At 61.8% G+C, this 25426-nt stretch carries 24 protein-coding genes; 14 read left to right on the forward strand and 10 right to left on the reverse strand.

Annotated elements, in window-relative coordinates; genetic code table 11:
- The first annotated feature begins 25 nt into the window (after positions 1-25).
- Complete coding sequence (locus AADW22_RS09585; RefSeq protein ID WP_407473594.1) at positions 26-1564, forward strand: trimethylamine methyltransferase family protein; 1539 nt, start codon at positions 26-28, stop codon at positions 1562-1564.
- Here AADW22_RS09585 and AADW22_RS09590 read toward each other — a convergent pair.
- Entirely contained in the window at positions 1557-1856 is a 300-nt protein-coding gene (locus tag AADW22_RS09590) for a DUF6477 family protein (protein ID WP_168592108.1), read from the reverse strand. The genes AADW22_RS09585 and AADW22_RS09590 overlap by 8 nt on opposite strands.
- A gap of 243 nt (positions 1857-2099) precedes the next feature.
- On the opposite strand from AADW22_RS09590, the gene AADW22_RS09595 reads away from it, so the two are divergent.
- Both AADW22_RS09595 and lipA read left to right on the forward strand, forming a co-directional pair.
- Positions 2100-3194 carry a DUF6456 domain-containing protein gene (locus AADW22_RS09595; RefSeq protein ID WP_407473595.1) on the forward strand — a complete coding sequence of 365 codons (1095 nt, stop codon included), beginning with the start codon at positions 2100-2102 and terminating at the stop codon, positions 3192-3194.
- 114 nt (positions 3195-3308) lie between these two features.
- Positions 3309-4256, forward strand: a complete 948-nt coding sequence (lipA, locus tag AADW22_RS09600) for a lipoyl synthase (protein WP_407473596.1) — start codon at positions 3309-3311, stop codon at positions 4254-4256.
- A gap of 103 nt (positions 4257-4359) precedes the next feature.
- Here lipA and AADW22_RS09605 read toward each other — a convergent pair whose 3' ends face one another.
- Positions 4360-4533 carry a hypothetical protein gene (locus tag AADW22_RS09605; RefSeq protein WP_407473597.1) on the reverse strand — a complete coding sequence of 58 codons (174 nt, stop codon included), beginning with the start codon at positions 4531-4533 and terminating at the stop codon, positions 4360-4362.
- A complete protein-coding gene (hpt, locus tag AADW22_RS09610) occupies positions 4530-5066 on the reverse strand; it encodes a hypoxanthine phosphoribosyltransferase (protein WP_005853480.1) in 537 nt (178 codons plus the stop codon). Before hpt ends, AADW22_RS09605 begins: the two co-directional genes overlap by 4 nt.
- Positions 5067-5133: 67 nt before the next feature.
- On the opposite strand from hpt, the gene AADW22_RS09615 reads away from it, so the two are divergent.
- Positions 5134-5589, forward strand: a complete 456-nt coding sequence (locus AADW22_RS09615; protein ID WP_005853481.1) for a type II toxin-antitoxin system RatA family toxin — start codon at positions 5134-5136, stop codon at positions 5587-5589.
- A 52-nt stretch (positions 5590-5641) separates the two neighbouring features.
- Here AADW22_RS09615 and AADW22_RS09620 read toward each other — a convergent pair whose 3' ends face one another.
- The 4 genes from AADW22_RS09620 to AADW22_RS09635 all read right to left on the reverse strand — a co-directional run bounded on the left by AADW22_RS09620 (position 5642) and on the right by AADW22_RS09635 (position 9080).
- A complete protein-coding gene (locus tag AADW22_RS09620) occupies positions 5642-6823 on the reverse strand; it encodes an ammonium transporter (RefSeq protein ID WP_289081114.1) in 1182 nt (393 codons plus the stop codon).
- Positions 6824-6983: 160 nt separating this feature from the next.
- Positions 6984-7451 carry a CinA family protein gene (locus AADW22_RS09625; RefSeq protein WP_037944256.1) on the reverse strand — a complete coding sequence of 156 codons (468 nt, stop codon included), beginning with the start codon at positions 7449-7451 and terminating at the stop codon, positions 6984-6986.
- Complete coding sequence (locus AADW22_RS09630; RefSeq protein ID WP_005853484.1) at positions 7444-7941, reverse strand: phosphatidylglycerophosphatase A; 498 nt, start codon at positions 7939-7941, stop codon at positions 7444-7446. Before AADW22_RS09630 ends, AADW22_RS09625 begins: the two co-directional genes overlap by 8 nt.
- Positions 7938-9080 (reverse strand): bifunctional 2-C-methyl-D-erythritol 4-phosphate cytidylyltransferase/2-C-methyl-D-erythritol 2,4-cyclodiphosphate synthase, encoded by a 1143-nt coding sequence (locus AADW22_RS09635; protein WP_407473598.1) that lies wholly within the window; start codon positions 9078-9080, stop codon positions 7938-7940. Before AADW22_RS09635 ends, AADW22_RS09630 begins: the two co-directional genes overlap by 4 nt.
- Before the next feature lie 182 nt (positions 9081-9262).
- Here AADW22_RS09635 and dusB point away from each other — a divergent pair, with 182 nt between their 5' ends.
- The 5 genes from dusB to AADW22_RS09660 all read left to right on the forward strand — a co-directional run bounded on the left by dusB (position 9263) and on the right by AADW22_RS09660 (position 16476).
- Positions 9263-10249 carry a tRNA dihydrouridine synthase DusB gene (gene dusB, locus AADW22_RS09640; protein ID WP_407473599.1) on the forward strand — a complete coding sequence of 329 codons (987 nt, stop codon included), beginning with the start codon at positions 9263-9265 and terminating at the stop codon, positions 10247-10249.
- Positions 10249-11340: a nitrogen regulation protein NR(II) gene (locus AADW22_RS09645; protein WP_005853487.1), complete on the forward strand. Its 1092-nt coding sequence runs from the start codon at positions 10249-10251 to the stop codon at positions 11338-11340. The genes dusB and AADW22_RS09645 overlap by 1 nt, the downstream gene beginning before the upstream one ends.
- A gap of 2 nt (positions 11341-11342) precedes the next feature.
- Positions 11343-12716, forward strand: coding sequence for a response regulator (locus AADW22_RS09650; RefSeq protein WP_407473600.1), 1374 nt, complete (start codon positions 11343-11345; stop codon positions 12714-12716).
- Between the two features lie 132 nt (positions 12717-12848).
- Positions 12849-15071, forward strand: coding sequence for a PAS domain-containing sensor histidine kinase (locus tag AADW22_RS09655; RefSeq protein ID WP_009824590.1), 2223 nt, complete (start codon positions 12849-12851; stop codon positions 15069-15071).
- Positions 15064-16476, forward strand: coding sequence for a sigma-54 dependent transcriptional regulator (locus AADW22_RS09660; protein ID WP_037966344.1), 1413 nt, complete (start codon positions 15064-15066; stop codon positions 16474-16476). The genes AADW22_RS09655 and AADW22_RS09660 overlap by 8 nt, the downstream gene beginning before the upstream one ends.
- 9 nt (positions 16477-16485) lie before the next feature.
- Here the strand turns inward: AADW22_RS09660 and AADW22_RS09665 are convergent, their stop codons facing one another.
- Positions 16486-16956: a hypothetical protein gene (locus AADW22_RS09665; RefSeq protein WP_005853493.1), complete on the reverse strand. Its 471-nt coding sequence runs from the start codon at positions 16954-16956 to the stop codon at positions 16486-16488.
- Between the two features lie 154 nt (positions 16957-17110).
- Between AADW22_RS09665 and trkA the strand changes: the two genes are divergently transcribed.
- The 5 genes from trkA to AADW22_RS09690 all read left to right on the forward strand — a co-directional run bounded on the left by trkA (position 17111) and on the right by AADW22_RS09690 (position 22247).
- Positions 17111-18487, forward strand: a complete 1377-nt coding sequence (gene trkA, locus AADW22_RS09670; RefSeq protein WP_005853494.1) for a Trk system potassium transporter TrkA — start codon at positions 17111-17113, stop codon at positions 18485-18487.
- Between the two features lie 34 nt (positions 18488-18521).
- Positions 18522-20057 carry a TrkH family potassium uptake protein gene (locus AADW22_RS09675; protein WP_005853496.1) on the forward strand — a complete coding sequence of 512 codons (1536 nt, stop codon included), beginning with the start codon at positions 18522-18524 and terminating at the stop codon, positions 20055-20057.
- Between the two features lie 141 nt (positions 20058-20198).
- A complete protein-coding gene (gene hfq / locus AADW22_RS09680) occupies positions 20199-20438 on the forward strand; it encodes an RNA chaperone Hfq (RefSeq protein WP_005853497.1) in 240 nt (79 codons plus the stop codon).
- A 56-nt stretch (positions 20439-20494) separates the two neighbouring features.
- Positions 20495-21733: a GTPase HflX gene (gene hflX, locus AADW22_RS09685; protein WP_009824595.1), complete on the forward strand. Its 1239-nt coding sequence runs from the start codon at positions 20495-20497 to the stop codon at positions 21731-21733.
- Between the two features lie 112 nt (positions 21734-21845).
- Entirely contained in the window at positions 21846-22247 is a 402-nt protein-coding gene (locus tag AADW22_RS09690; protein ID WP_037944261.1) for a DUF2177 family protein, read from the forward strand.
- 76 nt (positions 22248-22323) lie between these two features.
- On the opposite strand, the gene AADW22_RS09695 is transcribed toward AADW22_RS09690, so the two are convergent.
- Together AADW22_RS09695 and AADW22_RS09700 are read right to left on the reverse strand one after the other, a co-directional pair.
- Positions 22324-22887 (reverse strand): pseudouridine synthase, encoded by a 564-nt coding sequence (locus tag AADW22_RS09695; protein WP_037944262.1) that lies wholly within the window; start codon positions 22885-22887, stop codon positions 22324-22326.
- A complete protein-coding gene (locus tag AADW22_RS09700) occupies positions 22884-25352 on the reverse strand; it encodes a penicillin acylase family protein (protein ID WP_407473601.1) in 2469 nt (822 codons plus the stop codon). The genes AADW22_RS09695 and AADW22_RS09700 overlap by 4 nt, the downstream gene beginning before the upstream one ends.
- Between the last annotated feature and the right edge of the window lie 74 nt (positions 25353-25426).

Genomic DNA, 25426 nt, shown 5'->3' on the forward strand with positions numbered 1-25426 from the left:
CAGTTTTGGCGGAAAGGAAGACCTCATGGCGGAATCAGCAAGACGCGGGCGCGGTGGTGGCGGTGCGGCACGTCGGGCGGCGCGCTCGGCTGTGTCCTTCGAGACAGCGAAATACATCGAACGCAACATTCCCAACTACGAGGTGCTGACCGAAGAGGCGCTGCAGATCATCGAGTATAACGCCGATACGGTGTTGGAAGAAATCGGCGTGAACTTTCCCGACAATCCCGAGGCGCTGGCGCTGTGGCGCGCGGCCGGGGCGGATGTGACCGGCGACCGCGTGCGTATCCCCCGCGGGCTGGCGCGCGAGCTGTGCAAGACCGCGCCGTCGCAGTTCACCCAGCACGCGCGCAACCCCGCGCGCAACGTCGAGATCGGCGGGCGCAATCTGGTGTTGGCCCCGGTCTATGGCCCGCCCTTCGTGCGCGACACCGCCGGGGGCCGTCGCTATGCCACGATGGACGATTTCAACAAATTCGTGAAGCTTGGCTATATGTCCAAGTGGTTGCACCATTCCGGTGGCACGGTCTGTGAACCCACCGATGTGCCCGTCAACAAGCGCCATCTGGACATGCTCCATGCGCATATGACGCTGAGCGATAAACCCTTCATGGGATCCGTCACGGAACCAAGCCGCGCGCAGGATTCGGTGGACATGTGCAAGATTCTGTTCGGGGCGGATTTCGTCGATCAGAACACGGTGATGACGTCGCTGGTGAACATCAACTCTCCCATGACGTTTGATGATGTGATGATGGGGGCGCTGAAGGTCTTTGCCGAGAACAATCAGGCGTCGATCATTTCGCCGTTTATCGTTGGCGGCGCGATGGCACCGGTATCCGTGGCAGGGACATTGACGCAGGTTCTGGCCGAGGTCATGGTGGGCATCGCCTATAGCCAGCTGATCCGTAAGGGCGCGCCGGTGATTTTCGGGGCCTTTGTGACCTCGATCGACATGAACTCGGGTGCGCCGACCTTTGGCACGCCGGAGGCCGCGCATATCACCTATGGGGCGGGGCAGTTGGCGCGGCGGATGAACCTGCCATTCCGGTCCTCGGGCTCGTTCTGCGGGTCAAAACTGCCCGACGCGCAAGCAGCCTATGAGACGGCGAACAGTCTGAACATGGGGCTTTTGTCGGGGGTGAACTTTATGCTCCACGCCTGTGGCTGGCTCGAAGGCGGGCTGGTCGCCTCGTTCGAGAAATTTGTGATGGATGCCGATCAGCTGGGCGCGTTGCATCATTTGGCGCGCGGTGTCGAGATTGACGAAAACGCGCAAGCGCTGGATGCGATCCGCGAGGTTGGTCCGGGCGGGCATTATCTGGGATGCGCGCACACACAGGCCAACTTTAAGGAAGCCTTCTGGAAATCCGACCTACTGGACTACAAGCCATTTGAAACATGGTCAGATGAGGGCGCGCGCGATACCCAGTCGCTGGCGGCGGCGCGGGTCGAAAAGCTGTTGGGCGACTATGTGCAACCGACCATGGACCCCGAGACGCGTGCGGCGCTTGATGCCTTTGTCGCGGAACGCAAGGCGGCGGAGCCTGACAGCTTTATGTAGCCGCATCTCGCAGAGTTTCGCGCAAGATCGCGGCCTCGGCAATGAGGGCGATCATCACCTCTATATGACGGACCAGGTTATAGCCTGCGTCCGTCTTTTTACGTCTGGCGTTCAGGTCTGCCTCTATATCGATCAGCTGCACCAGCACCACGGCGCTGCGCGGTGGGGGCGCTTTCCCCAGTATCCGTCGCAGGGTCGGGCCGCGGCGATAGCTGCGGGCCCCGATGGAGCCTGCCTGCACCAATATGGCGGGACGGTGAATACCGCTGAGGCGCGTCAGAATATCTTGCATAAAATCAAATCCTTGCTGGCTGCGGGGTCATGCCATTGCACGGCCGCTCACGGGCAGGATTTCACGCAAGATACTGGTGTTGCTCGCGCGGCGAGGTCAGCGTGCGTCGCGGTTACGACTGTTTACCGTTTGGAAACAATTATGGGTTGTATCGGTAAATATTAACAAATCCATAACCAATTAACCTTTTGGTATTGTGGATAAGGTTGTGGATAACCGCGCCGCCTGAAGAAAGGAGACCGCATGACCCAAGTTTTGAATACGCCGCCGGACCGACGTGGATTGCCCGGATGGGTGCCGGATGCCGCGCGGCATTATGTGTCGCATGTGGAGATGGGCCAGCCGATCCGGGCGCTGGCGCGATCAGCTGAGTGTCACGCCTCTACCATCCTGCGCCAGATCCGGCGGCTGGAAACGCGTCGTGATGATCCGCTGGTGGACGATGCCCTTGATCTGCTGGGGCAGGTCAGCCGTTTTGAAACCCACCCCATGCAGGAGCCCGCCGCGATGAATGACACCTCACTCCCCATGATGCCCGATGATGAAACCCTGAGCAGCGAGGCGCAGCGCATCTTGCGGCGCTTGTGTGAAACCGGTGCGCTGCTGGCGGTCGCAGCCGAGATGGACAAAGCCGTTGTCGTGCGCAGTGGTCAGGATGGCGCACAGACGCGGACTGCCGTGGTCGACCGCTGTGTCGCGCAGGCGATGGCGCTTAACGGCTGGATCGCGAGTGATGGCGAGGGGCGCATCCTGCGCTATCACATCACCGCGGCCGGACGGCATGCGCTGGAAGAGATGCTGGGGCAGGGGGCACAGGACGGTTTTGCCGAAGCCCAAACCAGTTTTGCCCCTGCGCCGCCGCTGCCAGAGGGGGCGCGGCAGAAAACGGCACGTCGCTTGCGCTACACTCTGGCAGAAAGCCCGTTGGCCGCGCTCGCCCGCAGACGCGACGCAAAAGGCGCGCCGTTCCTGTCCGACAGTCTCGTCCAAGCCGGAGAGCGCCTGCGCGAGGATTTTGAACTGGCGCAAATGGGCGAGGCGGTGACGCAGAACTGGGACCGGTTTCTGGCACCGGGCGGGCAGGGCGACAGCGTCAGCTTTGAAGGCAGCGCACCTTCTGCAGCCCGGGCACGGGTGGGATCGGCGCTGGCGGATCTGGGACCGGGTCTGTCGGATATTGTGCTGCGGTGTTGCTGCTATCTGGAAGGGCTGGAAACCACGGAAAAGCGCCTTGGCTGGTCGGCGCGGTCGGGAAAGATCGTTCTGCGTATCGCCCTGATGCGCTTGCGCAAACACTATGCGGAAACGCTTGGCCCCGGGAGCGCGATGATCGGCTAGGCGGCGGATCCGGATCGGCGCGCACCGCATGGCTGCCCCGCAGATGACAACTGCCTCTTTCATGCGCCGCGCGAACCGACTACATAAGGGGTGTATTCCAAACGGAGCCTGATCATGCGAGACCTGAAAATCCCCGAGCAGCGCCACCCTGAAAAGGCCCGACGCCCCGACAATCCACAGCCGAAAAAGCCGTCGTGGATCCGGGTGAAGGCGCCGGGTGGCAAAGGCTATGCGGATACCGCAAAGATCATGCGCGAGAACAAGCTGGTGACTGTCTGCGAAGAAGCGGGCTGCCCGAATGTAGGCGAATGCTGGTCGCAGGGCCATGCCACCATGATGATCATGGGCGAGGTCTGCACCCGCGCCTGTACCTTCTGCAACATCGCGACAGGGCGCCCGCCGGAAGCGCTGGACATCTTTGAACCCGGGCGTGTGGCCGATGCGGTGTCCAAACTGGGACTGAACCACGTGGTAATCACCAGCGTGGACCGCGACGACATCGAAGACGGCGGGGCAGAGCATTTTGCCCAGACCATTCGCGCCGTGCGCAAACGGTCCCCGGGCACCACGATCGAAATCCTGACCCCCGATTTCATCCGCTGTGATCCCAAAGTGCTGGAAATCGTGGTCGAGGCGCGCCCGGATGTGTTTAACCACAATCTGGAAACAGTGCCCGGCCTCTACCCCGAGGTCCGCCCCGGGGCGCGGTATTTCCATTCGCTGCGTCTGTTGCAGCGGGTCAAAGAGCTTGACCCGACGATGTTTACCAAATCCGGCATCATGGTCGGTCTGGGCGAGGATCGTCAGTCCGTTATGCAGGTCATGGAAGACATGCGCGCGGCGGACATCGATTTTCTCACCATCGGGCAATATCTGCAGCCGACACCAAAGCACCACGCGGTCGACCGCTTTGTGCACCCCGATGAATTCGCCGCCTATGAAAAATCGGCCTATGGCAAAGGGTTCTTGATGGTCTCTGCGACGCCCCTGACGCGGTCGAGCTACCACGCAGGGGATGACTTTGCGCGGCTGCAGGCGGCGCGGTTGGCCAAGCTGGGGTAACTGTGATGCATTGAGTTTGAGGGGTGCTGCCCCTCAAACTCACGCGATATAATGAGGGGCGCTGCCCCTCAAACTCCCCGGGATTTACATCCATTTGGAAAGGTTAGAACGGGTTTTTGATCCGTTGGGTCGTGGCCCATTCGGGCCAGTAGCCAAAGTATTCTGCGGCAAAGATCAGCGCGCCGGCCAGGACCACAGCCAAGACAAATTTGACGCGGCCCGCCGAGGGCGGGTGCTGCACCCACCGTTTCATCCGCATCAGCCAAGCGATGTTCATGTAAAACGGACCTTGCCGATAAAGGGCTGGTTGCGGTCGCGCTGTGCGAAATCGATGCCGTAGCCCACAACAAATTCATCCGGAATTTCAAAGCCGATCCAATCGGCCTTCATGTCCACCTCGCGGCGGCTGGGTTTGTCGAGCAGCGCAATGGTTTTCAGCCGTGCGGGTTCGCGCGACATCAGCAGGTTGCGCACGTGATGCAGGGTGTGGCCCGTGTCGACGATATCTTCGACAACCAGCACATCGCGCCCTTCGATTGCGCCGCGCAAGTCTTTGAGGATACGCACTTCTCTGCTGCTTTCCATGCCATCTCCATAGCTGGAGGCTTCTAGGAAATCGACCTCGATCGGGAGGTCAAGCTCGCGCACCAGATCGGCGATAAACACGAAAGATCCGCGCAGCAGCCCCACCACTGTCAGCTTTTCGGTGCCGGCGAATTCGCTTTGGATTTCGCGGCAGAGAGTTTCGATCCGCGCGGCGATTGCCTTGGCCGAGATCATTTCATCGATGACATAAGGTCGCGTCGTCATGGGTTTTACCTTGAAAAAGGGGGAGATAGGATTTCATAAGGGCTAACTTCATGACAGATGGAAATCAATGCCTACCCATTCAGAGACCCGCGAACTGCCCTACACCGCCCAACAGATGTATGATCTGGTGGCCGATGTGGCGTCATACCCAGATTTCTTGCCCTGGACCGCCGCCGCGCGGATCAAAAGCCGTGAGGATAAGGGGGATCACGAGGTGATGGACGCCGATCTTGTCATCAGTTTCAAGGTGTTTCGCGAACGTTTCACCAGTCGGGTGGTGTTGTGGCCAGAGGCCAAGAAGATCGACACCGAATATCTGGATGGTCCGTTCAAATACATGAAATCGAACTGGGCGTTCGAGGACAATGGCGACGGCAGCTGCAAGGTGCATTTCTTCGTCGATTTCGAATTCAAGAACGCGATTTTGCAAAAGATCATCGGCGTCGTCTTTAACGAGGCGATGCAGCGGGTGGTGCGGGCCTTTGAAAAACGCGCGGCCGCCCTCTATGGGGCCGGGGCCTAGAAACGACAAAGGCCCCAATGCGGGGCCTTTGTGTGGGTCTTTGGGTTCCGGATCAGCTGCTTAGATCATAGGCCCGTTCACCGTGGACGGATAAATCAAGTCCGTTGACCTCGACCTCTTTGCTGACACGCAGCGGGGTGATCGCCTTGCAGACCACCACCAGCACGACGGTCACCACCGTGGTATAGACGCCGACAATCGCCAGCGACCCCAGTTGTGCGGCCCAGGACCCCGCCCCGAGGGCAGCGATCATGATGGTGCCGAAGATACCACCCACGCCGTGAACCGCGAATACATCAAGCGTGTCGTCGATCTTGGCCTTGTTGCGGATCAAGACGACCGCTTCCTGGCACAGGATCCCGGCAACCGCGCCGATCAGCAGCGCCGCCCAAGGGCCGACGAAGCCCGACGCAGGGGTGATGGAGGCCAGCCCCGCGATGGTGCCTGTGACGATGCCGACCAGAGAGGCCTTGCCGAATTTGATCCGCTCCCACAGCGCCCAGGTGAGCGAGGCGGTGGCGGCAGAGATATGGGTCACCGTGATCGCCATCGCCGCACCACCGTCAGCCGCCAGTTGCGAGCCGCCGTTAAAGCCGAACCACCCGACCCAGAGCATCGCCGCCCCGATCATCACGAAGCCCGGGTTATGCGGCGGGGTGTTGTGGTTGAGGCGTGGACCAAGGAAGACCGCGAGGATCAGCGCCGCGAGGCCGGCTGTTTCATGCACCACGATTCCGCCCGCGAAATCGCGCACGCCGACCTCGCCAAAGATGCCACCATCGGCCAGAAAACCGCCGCCCCAGACCCAATGCACCACGGGCGCGTAGCACAGCAGCATCCAGAGACCCGAGAAGAGCATTACAAAGCCAAAGCCGATACGCTCCACATAGGCACCGACGATCAGCGCAGGCGTGATCACTGCGAATGTCATCTGGAAGGCGAAGAACAGGATCTCGGGCAGGGTGCCTGACAGGCTGTCAGCAGTGACCCCCGACAGGCCGATCTTGCCCAAGCCGCCCCAGAGGCCCGATGTGTCGGGACCAAAGGCAATGGAGTATCCGGCGAAGAACCATAGCACGCTCATCAGACAGGCGACGCCGTAGGTATGCATGAAAACGCTCAGCACGTTGCGGCTGCGCACCAGCCCGCCATAGAAGAGCGCGAGCCCCGGTAATGTCATGAACAGTACCAAGGCCGTGGCGGTCATGATCCAGGCCGTATCAGCTGCGTTCATCTTGGTTTCCTCCCGAAAGGTTTTTGATTGCAAACGGGTGAAACGGATGTGCGCGCGTGACAAAAGTTAAAATGTGGGCAAAGCCGGTGATTAAACGGGCATTTCTACATTCGCCACATATTTAGGCAGCAATTTCGCCATACCGCCTGTTTTGCGGGCGTTATGTAATCGCCTCAAAAATCAGCCCCAAGGCGAAATCGCGGGCAGCGCGGCGGACTTTATCGCGGCCCAATGCGCCGAACTCTTGCGTTTGGGTGGTGATACCGGACGCCGTGGCGAGGCCGAAACAGACGCGACCTTCGGGCTTATGCTCTGACCCGCCGGGGCCCGCGATGCCGGTGATCGACACGGCGATTTGCGCGCCGGATCGTGCCAAGGCACCACGCGCCATTTCAAGGGCGACCTGCTCGGACACCGCGCCGTGGGCGGTGAGTGTGTCTGGGCTGACGCCAAGCAGGTCGATCTTGGCAGCATTGGTATAGGTGACAAACCCACGGTCAAAGATCGCGGAAGACCCGGGGAGGTCCGTCAGGGCGGCGGCGACCATGCCGCCCGTGCAGCTTTCGGCGCAGGCGATCATGACCTCGCGCGTGCGGGCGCGGTCCAGAAGGGCGTGTAAATCAGGCAAAGAGATACACGTGATACAGCACGGCCAGTGCGATCACCCCCAGCAGTGCGAAAATGCCTGCAAAGATATCATCCAGCATCACGCCAAGCGCATCGCCGCGCCGGTCGGCCCAGCCGATGATCAGCGGTTTCCAGATGTCGAACAGACGGAAAAGCGCAAAAGCCGCGATCCAGCCGGGCCACATCACAAGGATGTTCATATCCATCGTCCAACTGGCATAGCTGAGCGGCAGCAGCGCGACCCATTGGCCCGCAACCTCGTCGATCACGATTTCCGACGGATCATGATCCGCACTTCCCGCGGTCATGCGTGCGGTGGCCCACCACCCTGCGGCAAAGGTAAGAACGATGCCTGCGATCAACAGCGGCAGCCCCCCGATGACATGGAGCAGCCAGGCCCAGGGCAGCGCCACCAGCGACCCCCAGGTGCCCGAAGCAGGGCGGATGTAACCCACCCCCAGAACGGTCGCGATCAGCTTTGCCAAAGTCATAGTTTCACCAATGTTGCTGTGGCCATGCAGGCGATGCCTTCGCCGCGGCCGGTAAATCCCAAACGCTCCGAGGTCGTCGCCTTGACCGACACACGGCTTTCTTCAAGGGACAGGATATCCGCCATCACGCGGCGCATCTCTGCGGCATGAGGCCCCACTTTGGGGTATTCGCAAATCAGCGTGCAATCGACATGGGTTAGGGTGAACCCTTCGCTGCGCGCCAGATCGGCGGCATGGCGCAGAAAGATATGGCTTTGCGCCCCTTTCCACTGCGGGTCAGATGGGGGGAAGTGCTGGCCGATGTCACCCATAGCCAGCGCGCCATAGATCGCATCGGTGACCGTATGCATACCGACATCGGCGTCGGAATGGCCGACCAGCCCCTGATCATGCGGGATATCAACGCCGCAAAGTGTGACGTGATCCCCCGGACCGAAAGCATGTACATCAAACCCGTTGCCGGTGCGAATATCCATCGAAGACTCCAATATGCGGGCGGCGCGGGTCAAATCGCCCGGCACCGTGATTTTCAGGTTATCGACGCTGCCGTGGGTGATGGCAACCGCAACACCGGCGGCGCGGGCGACCTCTACATCATCGGCGGCGATGCCTTCAAAGGCGGCATGGGCGGCGCGGATCGTGGCGGCGTCAAAGCCTTGGGGGGTTTGGGCGGCATAAAGCGCGGTGCGGTCCTGCGTGCCTGCGACGGCTCCGTCTTCGGCCACCCAAAGCGCGTCGGTGACAGGCAGGCCGGGGGCGGCTGCGGCATCCGTGGCCAGCGCGTCGATCACACCGTCGATGATCTGCGGCGTGACACAGGGGCGGGCGGCGTCATGGATCAGCACCAGATCCGCATCCCCCAGCAGCGCCAGACCGTTGCGCACCGATGCTGCACGATCCGCGCCCCCTTCGGCGACAAGACAGCCTTGCGCGGTGAAACCTTCGGCCTCAGCCATGTCACTGGCGCTTAATACGATGATGATCCGGTCTACCAGCGGATGCCGCTGGAAAGCCGCAAGCGTGTGGTCGATCACGCGTTTCCCGCACAACGGCTGCCATTGTTTAGGCACGGTGCCTCCCGCACGGGTGCCCCGTCCGGCGGCCACGATGAGCGCTGCGATTTTCGGTGTCGACGCCATCGCGCGCCCCCTTTGATAAACTCGCCCTGTTCTAAGCCTGCAAAGCGGCCTGTGCAATCGCCCGCGCCCTATGCCTAAATTTTAGGCAATAGGTCAGTTTCTCACCAGTAAAAGCTTTTGGTTTGATTGAGTTTCGGCCCACCCCTCGGTAAACCAAAGGCAATTGCACAAGGATTAAGCGTTTGGATCTCTGGGATCTGCCCTTCAAACTCGACCCGCCTGTTTTACTGGCTCCGATGGCGGGGATCACTGATCTGCCGTTCCGCACACTGGTGGCGTCTTTTGGCGCAGGGTTGGTGGTGTCAGAGATGGTGGCCAGCGTCGACATGATCAACGCCCGCCCCGGGACGCAGGAAAAGGCCGAACTGGGGCTTGGCGTCGAAGGCACTGCGGTACAGCTGGCAGGACGCGAGGCCGCCCCGATGGCCGAGGCCGCGCGGATGGTCGAAGGGCAGGGCGCGCGGGTGATCGACATCAATATGGGTTGCCCTGCCAAGAAGGTGACCCAAGGCTATTCCGGCTCTGCGCTGATGAAAACGCCCGACCACGCGCTGCGGCTGATCGAGGCGGTGGTGAACGCGGTGAAGGTCCCCGTCACGCTCAAGACGCGGCTGGGGTGGGACGACAATATGCTGAACGCGCCACAGATCGCCGCGCGGGCCGAAGCGGCGGGGATCACAATGATCACCATCCACGGGCGCACGCGCTGCCAGTTCTATAAAGGCTCCGCCGATTGGGCCGCGATTGCGGGTGTCAAACAGGCGGTCTCAGTTCCCGTGATTGCCAATGGCGATATCATCAGCACCGATGCCGCGCGACAAGCGCTGGCGCAATCGAGGGCGGACGGTGTGATGATCGGGCGCGGTGCCCAAGGTAAACCGTGGCTGCTCGCTCAGGTGGCCCATGATCTGTTCGGCGCGCCCGCACCGGTCATCCCGCAGGGTGCCGATTTCGCGCGCATGGTATCCGACCACTACGAGGCGATCATCCGGTTCTATGGCGAGGTGATTGGCCTGCGCGTCGCGCGCAAACATTTGGGGTGGTACATGGACACCAGCAACACCCCCGCTGATCTGCGTCGCGCGGTACTGACCGCTGCCAGCCCCGCCGAGGTGCACCGTCTTATCCCGTCCGCCTGTCTGCCGGACCACCAGTTGGAGGCCGCTTGATGTCGCTGGATACCGTTTTCGCATCGCTGCCCGTGCCCGCCATTCTGATCGATACCGACGACACGATCGCCGAGCTGAACTCGGAAGCCGAAGGGTTTCTGAACGCCTCTGCAAAGTCCGTGCGCGGTGTGCCGGTGTGGGACATGATCGCCGTTGATGCCCCGCTGGAAGAGGCGTTCACCCGCGCCCGCGACAATGGCACGCCCTTGTTCGTCAACGATGTTGATGTCGGCAGCGGCCAGCGCCCGCCGGTGCAATGTGCGTTGCACTTCGCGCCGCTGATCGATGCGGCGGGGCAGATGATCCTGATGATCACCCCCCGCGAGATGGCCGGTCGGATGACGCAGAATAATTCGGTCAAATCCGCCGCCAAATCCGCCATCGGCATGGCCGAGATGCTGGCCCATGAGATCAAGAACCCACTGGCAGGGATCACCGGTGCCGCGCAACTGCTCAGCATGAATCTCAGCACCGAGGATCTGGAGCTGACAGACCTGATCGTCGCGGAATCGCGCCGGATCGTGAAGCTGCTGGAACAGGTCGAACAATTCGGCAACCTGATGCCGCCGGAACGCAAGGCGGTGAACCTGCATGACGCGCTGGACCGCGCGCGCCGGTCTGCACTGCTGGGGTTCGGCGCGCGCATGAAGATCATCGAGGATTACGACCCCTCGCTGCCGCCGGCCTTGGGTGACAAGGACCAGCTGTTGCAAGTGGTGCTGAACCTGATCAAGAACGCGTCAGAGGCGGCGGGCCCCTCGGGCGGGACGATCCGGTTGCACAGCTATTATGAACATTCGTTCCGCATGCGCCGATCCGACGGCACGGCGCAATCGTTGCCCTTGCAGATCGAAGTCATCGACGACGGCCCCGGTCTACCAGAGGCGATCCGCGCTGACGTGTTCGAACCCTTCGTATCCGGGCGCGAGAACGGCACCGGGCTGGGGCTGGCGCTGGTGAGCAAGATCATTTCCGACCACGGCGGCTGGATCACGGTGGAGTCTGTGCCCGGCAAGACCGTGTTCCGCATCTCACTCCCACGGGCCGATAAGACCCAAATTGAAAATACCGCTTCCGATCAGGAGAATTAACGATGGATGGCACCGTTCTGGTCGCTGATGACGACCGCACAATCCGCACCGTTCTGACACAGGCACTGACCCGCGCGGGTTGCAAGGTGCACGCGACATCCAGCCTGACCACCCTGATGCGTTGGGTGGGCGAGGGTAAAGGTGACGTTGTGATCTCGGATGTGGTGATGCCCGACGGCAATGGGCTCGAGATGCTGCCCAAGATCGCGCAGGACCGACCCGGCTTGCCTGTGATCGTGATCTCGGCGCAGAACACGATCATGACCGCAATCAAGGCGGCAGAGGCGGAGGCTTATGACTACCTGCCCAAGCCTTTCGACCTGCCTGACCTGATGAAACGCACCGCCCGCGCGCTAGAGCGCAGCGGGCCGGCGCGCCGTCCGGCGCAGAGCAGCTCTGACAGCGATGGGGATCGGGATGATCTGCCGCTGGTGGGGCGCACGCCGGTGATGCAGGCGCTCTACCGCGTGGTGGCGCGGGTGATGAACACGGATCTGCCTGTGTTGATCTGGGGCGAATCCGGCACAGGAAAGTCGCTGATCGGCAAGGCGATCCACGATTTCTCGGACCGGCGGAACCTGCCCTTTGTCACCGTCACCTCGGCCGAGTTGCAAGACCTTGAAGGCCCGACACGTGTCTTGGCGAGGGTCCGCGGCGGGACGCTGCTGATTGACGAGATCGGTGATTTCTCGGAAGAGATTCAGGCCCGTATCGCGCGCATGATGGACACGCCCGGGGAACATGGCCCGCGGTTCCTTGCCACCAGCCAATCGGATCTGGCCGCCGCGATGAAGGCGGGCACCCTGCGGCGCGATCTGTATTATCGTCTCTCGGGGGCGACGCTGCATGTGCCCGCGCTGCGCGACCGCGTGGATGATATTGCCTTGCTTGCCGCGCATTTCCTTGAACGGTCCGAAACCGGCAATACCGCGCCTCGCGCCCTGTCCGAAGGGGCGGCGAAAGTCTTTGCCAACTATCAATGGCCCGGCAACGTGCGACAGTTGGAACATGCGATGCGGCAGCTGGCGCTGACCAGCCGCGCGCCCGAAATCACCCAATCCGAGGCAGAGCATGTACTGGGGGCGCAACCCGACCCCGAACCGCTGCGCGCACAGGCCAATACCGAAAAGCTCGGCGCGTCGGTCGAACGTCACCTGCAGCGATACTTTGACCAGCACGGATCAATGCTGCCGCCCCCCGGGCTCTACGCCCGTATCCTGCGCGAGATCGAAGCCCCGTTGATCGAGATCGCCCTTGCCGCAACCGCTGGTAATCAGGCGAAATGTGCAGACCTTCTGGGAATCAACCGCAATACGCTGAGAAAAAAGATCACGGACCTCGATATTGAGGTGACACGCGGTCGAAAAATGATGTAAAAGCGCCACATAACCGTGGCCATCTAGCCTCAAAGCCGGATCAGGACCACAAAAATGGGCGGTTGATGCATAGGTGCATCACATCATCGGTGAGGATAGCGGGTGCTTACCCGGTCACGCAGCTATTATCTTATGCGGCTTGAGCGCCTGCGCCGGATCAGGCGCGTGCGCAATCTGGCGACCCTGGGGCTTGTGGTTCTGGGGCCGGTGCTGGCGCTTGTCACCTATCTGGTGCTCGGCCCGCTTGAGCAGGGCGGAAACACCCCCAGCCTGCGCATCATTCTGCTGATCGATCTGGTCTATATCCTGCTCGTCGCCGCCCTTGTGCTGAGCGAGGTCGCTCGGCTGGTGGCGGCACGGCGGGCGAAGTCTGCGGGCTCACGGTTGCACCTGCGTCTGACGGGGGTGTTCGCGCTGATGGCGCTGATCCCGACGGTGAGTGTTGCGATCTTTGCGGGGCTGACGATCAACGTCGGGCTTGAAGGCTGGTTCTCGGATCGGGTGCGGTCCGTGGTGGGCAATTCGCTGGCCGCCGCCGAAGCCTATGAGAACGAGCAAAGCGATGACCTGCGCGAAGATGCCATCGCCTTGGCCCGCGCGATTGATCAAGCGCGCACGCAGGGCGTTGATGTGCCGGACACCCAGCTTTTGGCGGACGGGCAACGCCTGATCCAGCGCGGCTTGCGCGAGGCCTATATGATCGACGGCACTGGCCAGATCCGCGCGCGCGGCGACCGGTCCTATCTGTTCGATTTCGAAGAACCGACACCCGAACAGATCCGCGAGGCACAAGAGCTCGACGGCGCGCCGCTGGTGATCGAGGATTGGGACAACAACGAATTCCGCGCGCTGGTGCTGATGGAAGCCTTTGTCGATCGCTATCTTTACGTCAGCCGCGATGTGGACGGAAAAATCCTGTCGCTGCTGGACGATACCAAGGAGACGGTGCGGCTGTACCAACAGCTTGAAAACGAGCGCGGCAAGCTGCTGTTCGAATTCGGGCTGCTTTATGTGGGCTTTGCGGTGATCCTGATTCTCGCGGCGGTCTGGCTGGGGCTGTGGTTTGCCGAACGTCTGTCAGGGCCGGTGGGCCGGTTGACGGGCGCGGCGCAGCAGGTCGGTGCCGGTGATCTTGAGGTTCAGGTCCGCGAGGAAGAAGGCGATGACGAGATCGCCATGCTTGGCCGCTACTTCAACCAGATGACCAAACAGTTGAAAGGCCAGCGCGAGACGTTGCTGGATAACACCCGCCAGATCGAACGCCGTCGTCGCCTGTTCGATTCGGTGCTTAGCTCCGTCACCTCGGGCGTCGTGGGGCTGGACCCCGAAGGGCGGGTGACCTTCGTCAACCGCTCTGCCGCGCGGCTGCTGGATTGGAGCGAGGACCAGCAATCGCTGGCGCTCTCTGTCGCGGTGCCGGAGTTCGGCCCGCTGTTCAATACGGTCGTCAAAGGGCAGAACGAGGTCGCGCAGGGCGAGATCAAGGTCTCGCGTCAGGGGCAGATGGAAAATCTGCTGGTGCGCGTCGCCACACGGCGCAGCGAAGACGGGCGGCTAGAGGGCTATGTTGTGGCCTTTGACGATGTGACCGATCTGGTGAGCGCGCAGCGCATGGCCGCATGGGGCGACGTGGCGCGGCGCATTGCCCACGAGATCAAGAACCCTCTCACCCCGATCCAGCTGAGCGCCGAGCGGATCAAACGCAAGTTCGGCCCCAAGCTGCCCGACGACGCCGCAAGCCTTGACCAGATGACCGGCGTGATCATCCGCCAGACCGGCGACCTGCGCCGTATCGTCGACGAATTCTCCAAATTCGCGCGCATGCCAGAGCCTGAGACCTCTGTGCAGAATGTCGTTCAGGTGTTGCAGGATGCGGTCGTGTTGCAGCAATCGGGCCAGCCCGATGTGACCATCAGCGCCAATCTGCCGACACAAGAGATACTGGCGCGGGTAGACCAGACAATGCTGTCGCAAGCCTTAACAAATTTGATTAAGAACGCGGGCGAAGCCATTGAAAGCCGCAAGCAAAATGACCCAGAGGCCGACATAGACCCGCGCATCGAGGTGCAGTTGACCACAACCCAAACGGCGCTACAAATCACCATAGCGGATAATGGCATCGGATTGCCGGAAGACCGCGCGCGACTGTTCGAGCCATATGTCACCACCCGATCCGAAGGGACTGGCCTTGGCCTGCCCATCGTGAAAAAGATCATCGAAGAACACGGCGGGACGTTGTCGTTGGAAAACGCGCCGGTCTTCGCGGGCGAAACACATTTTGGCGCAATGGCGGTTATCACGCTACCCCTTGCTGCCCCCACCGGAACCCCAGAACTGGAGACCCATAATGAGTGACATCCTGATCGTTGACGACGAACGCGACATCCGCGAGTTGATTTCGGACATTCTGGAAGACGAGGGCTTTGTCACGCGGTTGGCCGGCAATTCGGACGAGGCGATCTCGGCCATCAACGCGGAACCGCCAGCGCTGATGATCCTTGATATCTGGTTGAAAGACAGCCGGATGGACGGGATCGACATTCTGAAAACGGTAAAGCGGGACAATCCGGATGTGCCTGTTGTCATCATCTCGGGGCATGGGAACATCGAAATCGCGGTCGCGGCAATCAAGCAGGGTGCCTATGACTTCATCGAAAAACCCTTTAATATCGACCAGTTGATGGTGGTGATCCGCCGCGCGATGGAAACCTCGCGCCTGCGTCGCGAGAACCACAGCCTCAAACGGCGCGAGGTCGCGAGCACCGATATGATCGGCAGTTCGACCGCCTTCAAAACGCTGATGGGGCAGCTTGACAAGGTCACGAAATCGAACGGTCGGGTGATGCTGCGCGGCCCTGCGGGGGCGGGCAAAGAGATCGCCGCGCGCTATATCCATGCCAATTCCAACCGGGCCTCGGCCCCCTTCGTAACGGTCAACTGCGCCAGTGTCGCGCCAGACCGCATGGAAGAAGTGTTGTTTGGCCGCGAAACCCCCGACCGTGGGGTAGAGCCGGGCCTGCTGGAACAGGCGCATGGCGGGGTGATCTTCTTTGACGAGGTGGCCGATCTGCCGCTGGGGACACAATCGAAAATCCTGCGTGTCCTGGTGGACCAGCAATTCACCCGCGTCGGTGGCAACGACAAGGTGCGTGTGGATCTACGCGTTATATCCAGTACAAACAAAGACTTGGACGCCGCGATTAAAGCGGACACCTTCCGGCAGGAACTATTTCACCGGCTCAACGTCGTGCCGATCTCTGTCCCGTCGCTAGAGGACCGCCGCGAGGATATCCCCGTCTTGGCGCGCCACTTTATCGCGGACTTTAACGCCTCGCAGGGATTGCCGCTGCGCGAATTCTCGGGCGATGCAGAGGCGTTGTTGCAGACGATGGTTTGGCCGGGCAACGTGCGGCAGCTCAAGAACCTGGTGGAACGTGTGCTGATCCTTGGCGACGGCACCGGCCCGATCGAAGCGCGCGAGCTGCCGGGCGAGGAAGAAACCACCGATGAAGAAGGCCGCGTGGTGCTGTCCGGTGCCTTGGCAACCTTGCCCCTGCGCGAGGCCCGCGAGGCGTTTGAACGCGAATACCTGCTGACCCAGATCAACCGCTTCGGCGGCAACATCAGCCGCACCGCGAATTTCGTCGGCATGGAACGGTCGGCGCTGCACCGTAAGCTCAAAAGTCTCGGGGTGGTGACCTCGGCCAAGTCGGGCACGCGGGTGGCGCATGTGGATGATGACGGGGCAGCCGATAGCTGACCCCACTCGCTACCCCCGCGTCACGATCTGGAAACTACCGTCGTCATTGCGGATCACGCAGGCGTTTTCAGTCAGCGCGGGCAGGGCGGTCGTGCGCCCCTGCGGCGCGGCCTTGGCGATGCCGGCGGGGCATTGCGGGATCGACACCGGCGCAAAGCCCGCATCGGCCATACATTGCGTTTCAACCCTTTTGCGCAGATCGGCACTGGGATCGACCGTATAGGTTTGCCCGGGCTCGAAATACCCCGCACGAGAAGTGCAACGGCCATCGGACCGGCAGACGCGGCGCGGCGGGATGAAACGGGGCGGGGTGCGCACGGTTTGAAGCGCCACGGGCACCTGCGCCAAGGCATCGACCTGACATTGCGTGGTCTGGCGTTCGACCATCGCGACAGTGGCGCCGGGCTTGTAGTAGGTGTTCAACGGTGCGCAGGCCGCCAGTGCCACGCCACCCCAGATGATCAATGCCGTCTTCCGCATATGCGCCCCCGTCTTGCTATGGAAGCATAGTCTGACATTTGAATTGACCCTTGCATAGCCATCTGTCATTCAAATCACTGGCATATCACGGGTCACGCGGGCACGCCCCAGCTGGTGACGCAAGGCAAGGCTTCACGCCAAAGGAACCCCATTTATGAAAGTGATCATTTGCGGCGCAGGGCAGGTCGGGTGGCAGATTGCCCGCCATCTTTCGGGCGAACGCAACGACGTCACAATCGTTGACAGCAACGCCGATCTGGTGCGCCGCGCCACCGATACGCTGGATGTGCAAGGGATCGCCGGCTTTGCAAGCTACCCCGACGTGCTGGACCGCGCCGGTGCCCGCGATGCCGAGATGATCATTGCCGCCACCCATTCGGACGAGGTGAACATGGTCACCTGTCAGGTGGCCCATTCGGTCTTTGGCATCAACCGCAAGATCGCGCGGCTGCGCAGCCAATCCTATCTGACGGCAATCTATTCCGATCTTTATCGTCGCGATCACATGCCGATCGACGTTGTAATCTCTCCCGAAAAAGAGGTGGCGAATGCGGCGTTGCAGCGGCTTTCGGCCCCCGCGGCCTTTGATACAGAGACGTTCATGGACGGGATGGCGCATCTGATCGGCATCCAGATCGACGAAGACTGCCCGGTTGTGAATACGCCGCTGCGACAGTTGACCGATCTGTTCTCGACGCTGCGCGCCGTTGTTGTTGGGGTGCGCCGCGACGGGACGCTGTTTGCGCCGGAATCCAAGGACCAGCTGTTTGTCGGTGACGCCTGCTATGTCTTTTGCCACCGCGATGACATCCCCCGCACGCTCGAGATTTTTGGCAAGACCACCAGCAAGCTTGAACGCGTCGTGCTTGTGGGCGGGGGAAATGTCGGGCTGGCCGTGGCCCAGAACCTCGAGGCGCGCGGCAAGCGGGTGCGCACCAAGATGATCGAGAAGAACCGCCGCATCGCGGAACGCGCCGCCGAGGCGTTGGAGCGGACGATCGTGCTTAACGGTGACGGGCTGGACGCGTCCCTGCTGGCCGAAGCGGGGATTGGCCGCGCCGATGCGATGATGGCGATCACCGATGATGACAAGACCAACATGCTGGCCTGCGTGCGCGCCAAATCCGAAGGCTGCCCCTATGTCATCGCGCTGATCAATGACCCCACGCTGGTCCCGCTGATGGAGCCTTTGGGCATCGACGCCTATATCAACCCGCGTTCCACCACCGTCAGCTCTATCCTGCGGCACATCCGTCACGGGCGGGTGCGGTCGGTCTATTCCATCGGCGACGCCGAGGCAGAGGTGATCGAGGCCGAGGTGCTGTCGACCTCTCCGATTGCGGGCAAACGCGTGTCCGACATTGATTTCCCCGAAGGGGCATTGATGGGCATGGTCCGCAAGGGCGACGAGGTCATGCGCCCCCTAGGCACTACACGCATCGAAGAAGGTGACGTCATCGCTGTGTTCTGTCTGGCCAAAGACGTGCCGCAGGTCGAACAGCTGATGCAGGTCTCCATCGACTTTTTCTGATGGTGCCTGCGTCCAAATTACCGGAGCGCCACACGTGAGACGCAAATCCTATATCCGCCGCGAGATCCTTGAACTGCCGCTGTTCTTGCTGATCTTCGGTGTGTTCAGCGCCTCGACGATCTTCCCGGCGATCTTTGCGCTGACCACCCAAGACCATCTGGCATCGCGGGCGTTTTTCTATTCGGGGCTGCTGGGGGTGATTATCTTTACCCTGATTGCGGTCGCCCATGCCGGACGGCGCGCGCGGCACGGGGCCTTGGGGCCGTTGATGTCGCTGTTTTCCAGCTTTGTCTTTTTGCCCGCGCTGCTGGCGATCCCGTTTCTTGAGGCTTTGCCGACCACGCGGTTCCTGCACGCCTATTTCGATATGGTCAGCGCGATCACCACGACCGGCGCGACGCTGTTTGATGATCCCGGCCGGATCAGTGATACGCTGCATCTGTGGCGCGCGCAGGTCGCCTGGATGGGCGGCCTGCTGATGTGGATCGCGGCGTCGGCCATTCTGGCCCCCTTACACCTTGGCGGATTCGAGGTGACCTCGCAGGCCGAACCCGGCAACCCGGACGAACGCCGCAGCAATATGGGACAGATCGACCCGCGCCAACGGTTGCTCAGGTCCGCGGCGGCGCTGACGCCGACCTATCTGGCGCTGACACTGATGCTGTGGCTGCTGCTGCTGGCCAACGGAGATCGATCGCTGGTCGCGCTGTGCCATGCGATGTCGGTGCTGGCGACCTCGGGCATCTCGCCACTTGGGGGGACGCATGACACCGGTGTCGGCTTTGGGGCCGAGGCGATGATGATGCTGTTCATGCTGTTCGCGCTGTCGCGACTGACATTCTCCAAAGACACGGTGACGGCGACGCAAGGGGGGCTCTTTACCGATCCGGAATTCCGCATGGGGCTGGCGCTGATCCTCGGCGTGCCTGTGGTGCTGTTCGTGCGCCATTTTCTTGGCGCTTTCGATGTGGATGCCAGCGCCGAAGCGCTTGAGACCGGCAGCGCCTTCTGGGGGGCCATGTTCACAGTCACCTCCTTTCTGACCACCACCGGATTTGTCAGCGCGTCCTGGGCCGAAGCGCAAAGCTGGTCGGGGCTCGAGACCCCGGGGCTGATCCTCATGGGGCTGGCGCTGATCGGTGGCGGGGTGGCGACCACGGCGGGCGGGGTCAAGCTGCTGCGGGTCTTTGCACTGTATCGCAACGGCGTCCGCGAGATGGAACGGCTGGTCCATCCGCACTCTGTATCAGGTGCCGGTCAAGCGGGGCGGCGGCTGCAAAGCAACGGAGCGTTCATCGCCTGGATCTTCTTTATGCTGTTCGCGCTGTCGCTGGCGGGGGTGACCCTGCTGCTGACCTTCGTCGGCGCGCCCTTCGCCGATGCTCTGGTGATGTCGGTGGCCACACTGGCGACAACCGGCCCGTTGATGGAATTTGCCGCCGATGCCCCCATCGCGTTGATCCAGCTGGGCGACGGGGCCAAGATGATCCTATGTGCGGCAATGGTGCTGGGGCGGCTGGAAACTTTGGCGATTATTGCGCTGCTCACCCCTGATCTGTGGCGCGCGTGACACGGGATGCGGCTTTGCGCGCAACAGTTCTGACATTTTGGGGTGGAAACTCTGTGCGCGGGTCTTCATAGTCTTCCGAAGGGGTAAACCGATCCGCGGTTGCCAGCAAGAACAACAGCAAGAATAAGAGCGAGACCAACAATGGCGGCTGACCGACAAAACCTGCAAGACGCATTCCTGAACCATGTGCGCAAGACAAAGGTGCCGGTAACGATTTTCCTGATCAACGGTGTGAAGCTGCAAGGCGTCATCACATGGTTTGACAATTTCTGTGTTCTTCTGCGCCGTGATGGCCAATCGCAGCTTGTGTACAAACATGCGATTTCCACGATCATGCCAAGCACGCCGATCTCGCTATACGAGGGTGAAGACGCTAATTGAGCCGTCCTCCGTTTCAAATTGATGACACCGCAGGCCCGAAGCGTACCCGGGCTTGGGTGATTCACCCTGACATCAAGTCAGACAATGACCGCCGCATCGCGGAGCCCGCCTTGGCGGAAGCCGTTGCCTTGGCCCGTGCCCTGCCGCATCTGGACGTGGAAGGGGCCAATATCGTGCCCCTGCGCACCGTCAGCGCGGGCATGCTGTTCGGCTCTGGCAAGATCGAGGAGCTTCGGCTTGTCTTTGAAGAGGCCGAGGTTGAACTGGTGCTGGTCGATGGACCAGTGACGCCGGTCCAGCAGCGCAACCTTGAAAAAGCTTGGGGCGTCAAACTGCTTGACCGTACCGGTCTGATCCTCGAGATTTTCAGCGACCGCGCCGCCACCCGCGAAGGGGTGCTGCAGGTCGAAATGGCCGCGCTGAACTACCAGCGCACGCGTCTGGTCCGCGCCTGGACCCACCTTGAACGGCAGCGGGGGGGATTGGGCTTTGTCGGGGGCCCCGGCGAAACCCAGATTGAATCGGACCGCCGCGCCATTGACGAACAACTGGTGCGCTTGCGCCGGCAGTTGGACAAGGTCGTCAAGACTCGCGCCCTGCACCGCGCCGCGCGTGCCAAGGTACCGTTCCCCATCGTGGCGCTGGTGGGCTATACCAACGCAGGCAAATCGACGTTGTTCAACCGGATGACCGGGGCCGATGTGATGGCGAAAGACATGTTGTTTGCGACGCTGGACCCGACCATGCGCAGCCTTGTGCTACCCGACGGGCCAGAGATTATTCTAAGCGACACCGTCGGCTTCATCTCTGACCTGCCGACGGAACTGGTCGCCGCCTTCCGCGCGACACTGGAAGAGGTTCTGGCCGCCGATATCATCTGCCACGTGCGCGATATCTCTCATGCAGAGACGGAAAGTCAGGCACGCAATGTGCGCGATATCCTGACGTCTTTGGGCGTGCCCAAGGATACGCGCAGCTTCGAGGTCTGGAACAAGCTCGACCAGTTGGATGACGACCGTGCCGCCGCCGTACGCGCCCGTGCGCAGCGCGACGACAGTGTTCTTGCCATCTCTGCCATCACGGGTGAGGGGTTGGAGGAGTTGCAAGCGGTCATCGCCGAAGCGCTGCAAGGTGCTGTGCGTGAAGCCGAGCTGACGCTGGCCTTTGCCGACGGCAAAAAGCGCGCCTGGCTGTTCGAGCAGGACGTCGTGATCGAGGAAACCCAAACCGAAGACGGGTTCAATCTGGTCGTGCGTTGGTCCGCACAGCAAGAAGCGCAATACCAGCGGCTGTAAGGCTGGCAGCTTTCGGGACCATTAGAATGAAGCAAAAAAACGCCCGGAAAAGTCGCCTTTTCCGGGCGCTGCTGCATATGATTGGGGAGCGTTGATTTTTCAGGAGCCCCCGATGACTTTGATTATTCTTTATGTACTGACATTCGCGATCTTTCTGGGGCTCGACTTTCTGGGCCTGAGCTATCTGATCAAACCGGTTTTCAGCCGCGATATCGGCCCCTTGCTGCTGGACCAGTTCCGGCTTTTGCCTGCCTTTGTCTTCTATGCCTTCTATATCGCTGTGCTGCTGTATTTCGTCAGCTGGCCCGCGGTGGCACAGGATAAATCCTTGCTGTGGGTCTTTGGCAATGCGGCGCTGATCGGGGCCTTGGGGTATGGCACCTATGAGTTCACCAACCTCGCGACGTTGAAAGACTGGACACCACAGATGGTGGCGACCGATTTCTCTTGGGGGGTGGTGTTGACCGGGACCTCTGCCACGTTGGGGGTCTGGGGCACGCGGGTGTTTTCCTGACGGTTCAGGCGTCGGGGAAAAGGGGGGCCAGCCCCCCGGCCTTTGGCCGCCCCCCGGGATTTTAGGCCATTTGGAATCAGCGGCCAAGCTCGGATGAGAAGCGCCATGCGCCGGGTTGGAGCTTGTGCAGTTCCCAGTCGCCGACGCGCGCGCGGATCAGGCGGAGTGTCGGCAGGCCGACATGGGCCGTCATGCGCCGCACCTGACGGTTGCGACCTTCGGTGATCGTGATCTCGAGCCAGGCATCAGGGACGGATTTGCGAAACCGCACCGGCGGGTCGCGGTCCCACAGCGGATCGGGCGGGTCCATCAGCCGCGCCTTGGCGGGGGCGGTCTTGCCGTCTTTGAGCGTGACACCGCTGCGCAATGCGGCGAGGGCTTGTTCATCTGGCGTGCCTTCGACCTGCACCCAATAGGTTTTGGCCAGTTTATATTTCGGATGCGAGATACGGGCTTGCAGCGGGCCGCTGTCAGTCAGCACCATCAACCCTTCGCTGTCGCGGTCCAGCCGTCCGGCGGGGTAGAAGCCTTTTTCATCGATATAGGCCGACAGGGTCGGGCGCGGCGAGCCCTCGGTGCCCTTGTCGGTGAATTGGGACAAGACGCCAAAGGGTTTGTTGAAAAGGATCACGCGGTTCATTCTGCCTCCGGTACCAGCTTGGTGATGCCGACGGGGGCGGCGCGGGCGAGCTCTTCGTCCAGCGACATGGGGATGTATTCGCCGCGCCGCCAGAGCTGTGCCAGATCGTCGTAGTGGTGCGACAGGAAGTGGCCCGATTGACCCGTCGATGTAATGAACACCGATGAATCCGGATCGGCGAAGTCATAAACCCCGCGGAAGCCTGCGCCGTGGACATTGGCGAAAGGGTCCGGCCCCGTGCCGCGGGTGCGGCCGCGCAGCAGGGTGTTGTCACCGCCCGAGGTCGATTGGCGGATGTTCATGAAGTAGCGCAGCACGGGGACTTCGCCCAAGGTCTGGTGGTCGTGGGTGGCTTGGTGTGCGTCGCCCCACCGCAGGGATTCCAGCTGGGTGCCCCATGTCTCGTTGATCCAGATCAGCGCATCGTCCAGCGCCATGCGGGCCATGTCGGGGCAGGTCTCTTTCGGGGCGGATTGCAGCACGTCGCACCATGCGGCCGCACCGTCCACATCACGGAAAACACGTTCGATGAACAGCGGATCGACATGATCGAATTCCTGCGCCAAGGCCCCAAGCTCGTCCTGGATCAGCCGTTCCTGCAAGGCGCGCAGCCAGGCGGCATAGATCAACGGTTCGGGCAGATGTTCGTTCATCTCGCCCGACCAGCCGGCAAGCAGGGTCAGCGCCCGTTGGCGTTGGCGCTCAGACGTGCCTTCGGGCGCGGTTTCGCCGGTGAACCAAAGCTCGGCCCCGATCAGCGGTAGCAGGGAGCGCGCGGTGAAGCTGACCGTATCCAGCTGCGCTTCGATAAAGCTGTCGCGCGTGTGCACCTGACGGCGCTGCATCAGGTTGCGCCACCGCTGGATGCGTTGCGTATCGCCCCAAAGGAAGGACACGTGGTTGGGGAATGGGCGGTCCACCGTCTTGTTGTTGGTATTACCGATGATCCCGCCACGGGGCGAGAGGAATTCGGGGTTTGCGCTATAGGGCAGGCGGCCCTGCCAGCGGTTCGCGGCGATCCAGCCCGGTGTGGGCATGCGCCCCTGGCTTTGATGCGCGGCGTCGCGGGCGGGCAGCGCGCCGATGGTTTTCATCGCGATGGTATTCACATCCACCAGCGTCAGGTTTTGCGACGGCGCGATATAGGCCTCGCCCGCGGTGATCCCTTCCTCGACGGTCTTGGCCTCCATCAGCTGCATGGCCGCGGCGATCGAGGTATCGGCGGGGTCAAGCGCGGTCCAGTTCAGCGCGGCGACATGACCGGGCGGGGTGATCGCGGCAAGGTTATAGTGGCTGCCGGGAAGCACCGGCCCATTGTCGGTCCAGCGCAGGGTCAGGGTGATCGGATCGGCATCCTTGACCGTGATGATCGACGCGCGCTTGGCGAATTTCTTGAACCCGTCGGGGGTGCGGTATTCCTCGCTATTGTCGGGGTTCAGCTCTTCGATATAGACGTCCTGATCGTCGGCATAGGATGAGGTGATCCCCCAGCCAAGCGCGCTGCTGCGCCCTGTCAGCACCACGGGGATACCGGGGATCGTGCCGCCGATGACACCGCCCGATCGCAACTCGAGCCGCGCGAGGTACCAGATGGTCGGCGCGGTGAAGCCCAGATGCGGGTCATTGGCGATCAGCGTCCCGCCCGAGGCAGAACGATCCCGTGCGGCAGCCCAGGCGTTGGAGGCACCTGCCAGATCAAAAGAATTGAACGGCGACAGCGGCGAGGGATCAAGCGGGATATTGGCAGCGAACTGCGGCAGGCCGGGGGCCAGCTGCGCATATTCGGGCAGGGCGGCGATACCACTGCCGGGGGCGTCAGGCAGGATATCGGACAGGCGCTTTTGATCGGGCAGCGCCAGCGAGGTGCGGGCGCGCTTGACCTCGGCATCCAGATGCCCCGACAGCTGCAAGGCCATCAACTTGACCAGCGCGACGGAATCCGCTGCGCGCCAGGGCGCGACGGGGGCGTCAAACAGCAGCATTTCGGGGGCACCGCGACCCAGGGCTTCGGTGTTGATCTGGTCCAGCCGGGCATTCACCCCGGCGGCATAGGCATCCAGCGCTGCGCGGGTCTTGGGGTCGAGCGCCTGAAGCGACTGCACCGACAAGGTATAAAGATCAAAGCGGCGCAGCAGGCGGTCGATACGGACGGTGGTGGTGCCGAAAACCTCGGACAAGCGGCCTTGGACCGTGCGGCGCATGGTGATCATCTGCCACAGACGGTCCTGCGCATGGGCAAAGCCCAGCCCGTAGAACACATCTTGGTCACTTTCCCCGAAGATATGCGGCACATTGGCGTTGTCGCGCACGATCTCCACCTCGGCCCCGAGGTTGGGCACGCGGACCGTATCGTCGTAGTCAGGCAGCGACCGCGAGGCCAGCCAATAGGCGCCGCCGACACCAATTACCGCCAGCACCACCAAGAGCGTTGCAATTCGCATCAGCCACCGAAAAACCACTGCCATGTCACGCTCCTGGGTATATCTACGCGCGATTGACCAATGCGCGCAGGGTGATAGGTTCCTCTCAGGCAATAGCG

This window comes from Sulfitobacter sp. PM12 (assembly GCF_045586035.1).
GTDB lineage: Bacteria > Pseudomonadota > Alphaproteobacteria > Rhodobacterales > Rhodobacteraceae > Sulfitobacter > Sulfitobacter pontiacus.

Bases quoted from the DNA above. Each gene is read 5' to 3' on its own strand.
- AADW22_RS09585 (WP_407473594.1), top strand. From the start codon at position 26: ATGGCGGAATCAGCAAGACGCGGGCGCGGTGGTGGCGGTGCGGCACGT.
- AADW22_RS09590 (WP_168592108.1), bottom strand. From the start codon at position 1,856: ATGCAAGATATTCTGACGCGCCTCAGCGGTATTCACCGTCCCGCCATA.
- AADW22_RS09595 (WP_407473595.1), top strand. From the start codon at position 2,100: ATGACCCAAGTTTTGAATACGCCGCCGGACCGACGTGGATTGCCCGGA.
- lipA (WP_407473596.1), top strand. From the start codon at position 3,309: ATGCGAGACCTGAAAATCCCCGAGCAGCGCCACCCTGAAAAGGCCCGA.
- AADW22_RS09605 (WP_407473597.1), bottom strand. From the start codon at position 4,533: ATGAACATCGCTTGGCTGATGCGGATGAAACGGTGGGTGCAGCACCCG.
- hpt (WP_005853480.1), bottom strand. From the start codon at position 5,066: ATGACGACGCGACCTTATGTCATCGATGAAATGATCTCGGCCAAGGCA.
- AADW22_RS09615 (WP_005853481.1), top strand. From the start codon at position 5,134: ATGCCTACCCATTCAGAGACCCGCGAACTGCCCTACACCGCCCAACAG.
- AADW22_RS09620 (WP_289081114.1), bottom strand. From the start codon at position 6,823: ATGAACGCAGCTGATACGGCCTGGATCATGACCGCCACGGCCTTGGTA.
- AADW22_RS09630 (WP_005853484.1), bottom strand. From the start codon at position 7,941: ATGACTTTGGCAAAGCTGATCGCGACCGTTCTGGGGGTGGGTTACATC.
- AADW22_RS09635 (WP_407473598.1), bottom strand. From the start codon at position 9,080: ATGGCGTCGACACCGAAAATCGCAGCGCTCATCGTGGCCGCCGGACGG.
- AADW22_RS09645 (WP_005853487.1), top strand. From the start codon at position 10,249: ATGTCGCTGGATACCGTTTTCGCATCGCTGCCCGTGCCCGCCATTCTG.
- AADW22_RS09650 (WP_407473600.1), top strand. From the start codon at position 11,343: ATGGATGGCACCGTTCTGGTCGCTGATGACGACCGCACAATCCGCACC.
- AADW22_RS09655 (WP_009824590.1), top strand. From the start codon at position 12,849: ATGCGGCTTGAGCGCCTGCGCCGGATCAGGCGCGTGCGCAATCTGGCG.
- AADW22_RS09660 (WP_037966344.1), top strand. From the start codon at position 15,064: ATGAGTGACATCCTGATCGTTGACGACGAACGCGACATCCGCGAGTTG.
- AADW22_RS09665 (WP_005853493.1), bottom strand. From the start codon at position 16,956: ATGCGGAAGACGGCATTGATCATCTGGGGTGGCGTGGCACTGGCGGCC.
- trkA (WP_005853494.1), top strand. From the start codon at position 17,111: ATGAAAGTGATCATTTGCGGCGCAGGGCAGGTCGGGTGGCAGATTGCC.
- hfq (WP_005853497.1), top strand. From the start codon at position 20,199: ATGGCGGCTGACCGACAAAACCTGCAAGACGCATTCCTGAACCATGTG.
- AADW22_RS09690 (WP_037944261.1), top strand. From the start codon at position 21,846: ATGACTTTGATTATTCTTTATGTACTGACATTCGCGATCTTTCTGGGG.
- AADW22_RS09695 (WP_037944262.1), bottom strand. From the start codon at position 22,887: ATGAACCGCGTGATCCTTTTCAACAAACCCTTTGGCGTCTTGTCCCAA.
- AADW22_RS09700 (WP_407473601.1), bottom strand. From the start codon at position 25,352: ATGGCAGTGGTTTTTCGGTGGCTGATGCGAATTGCAACGCTCTTGGTG.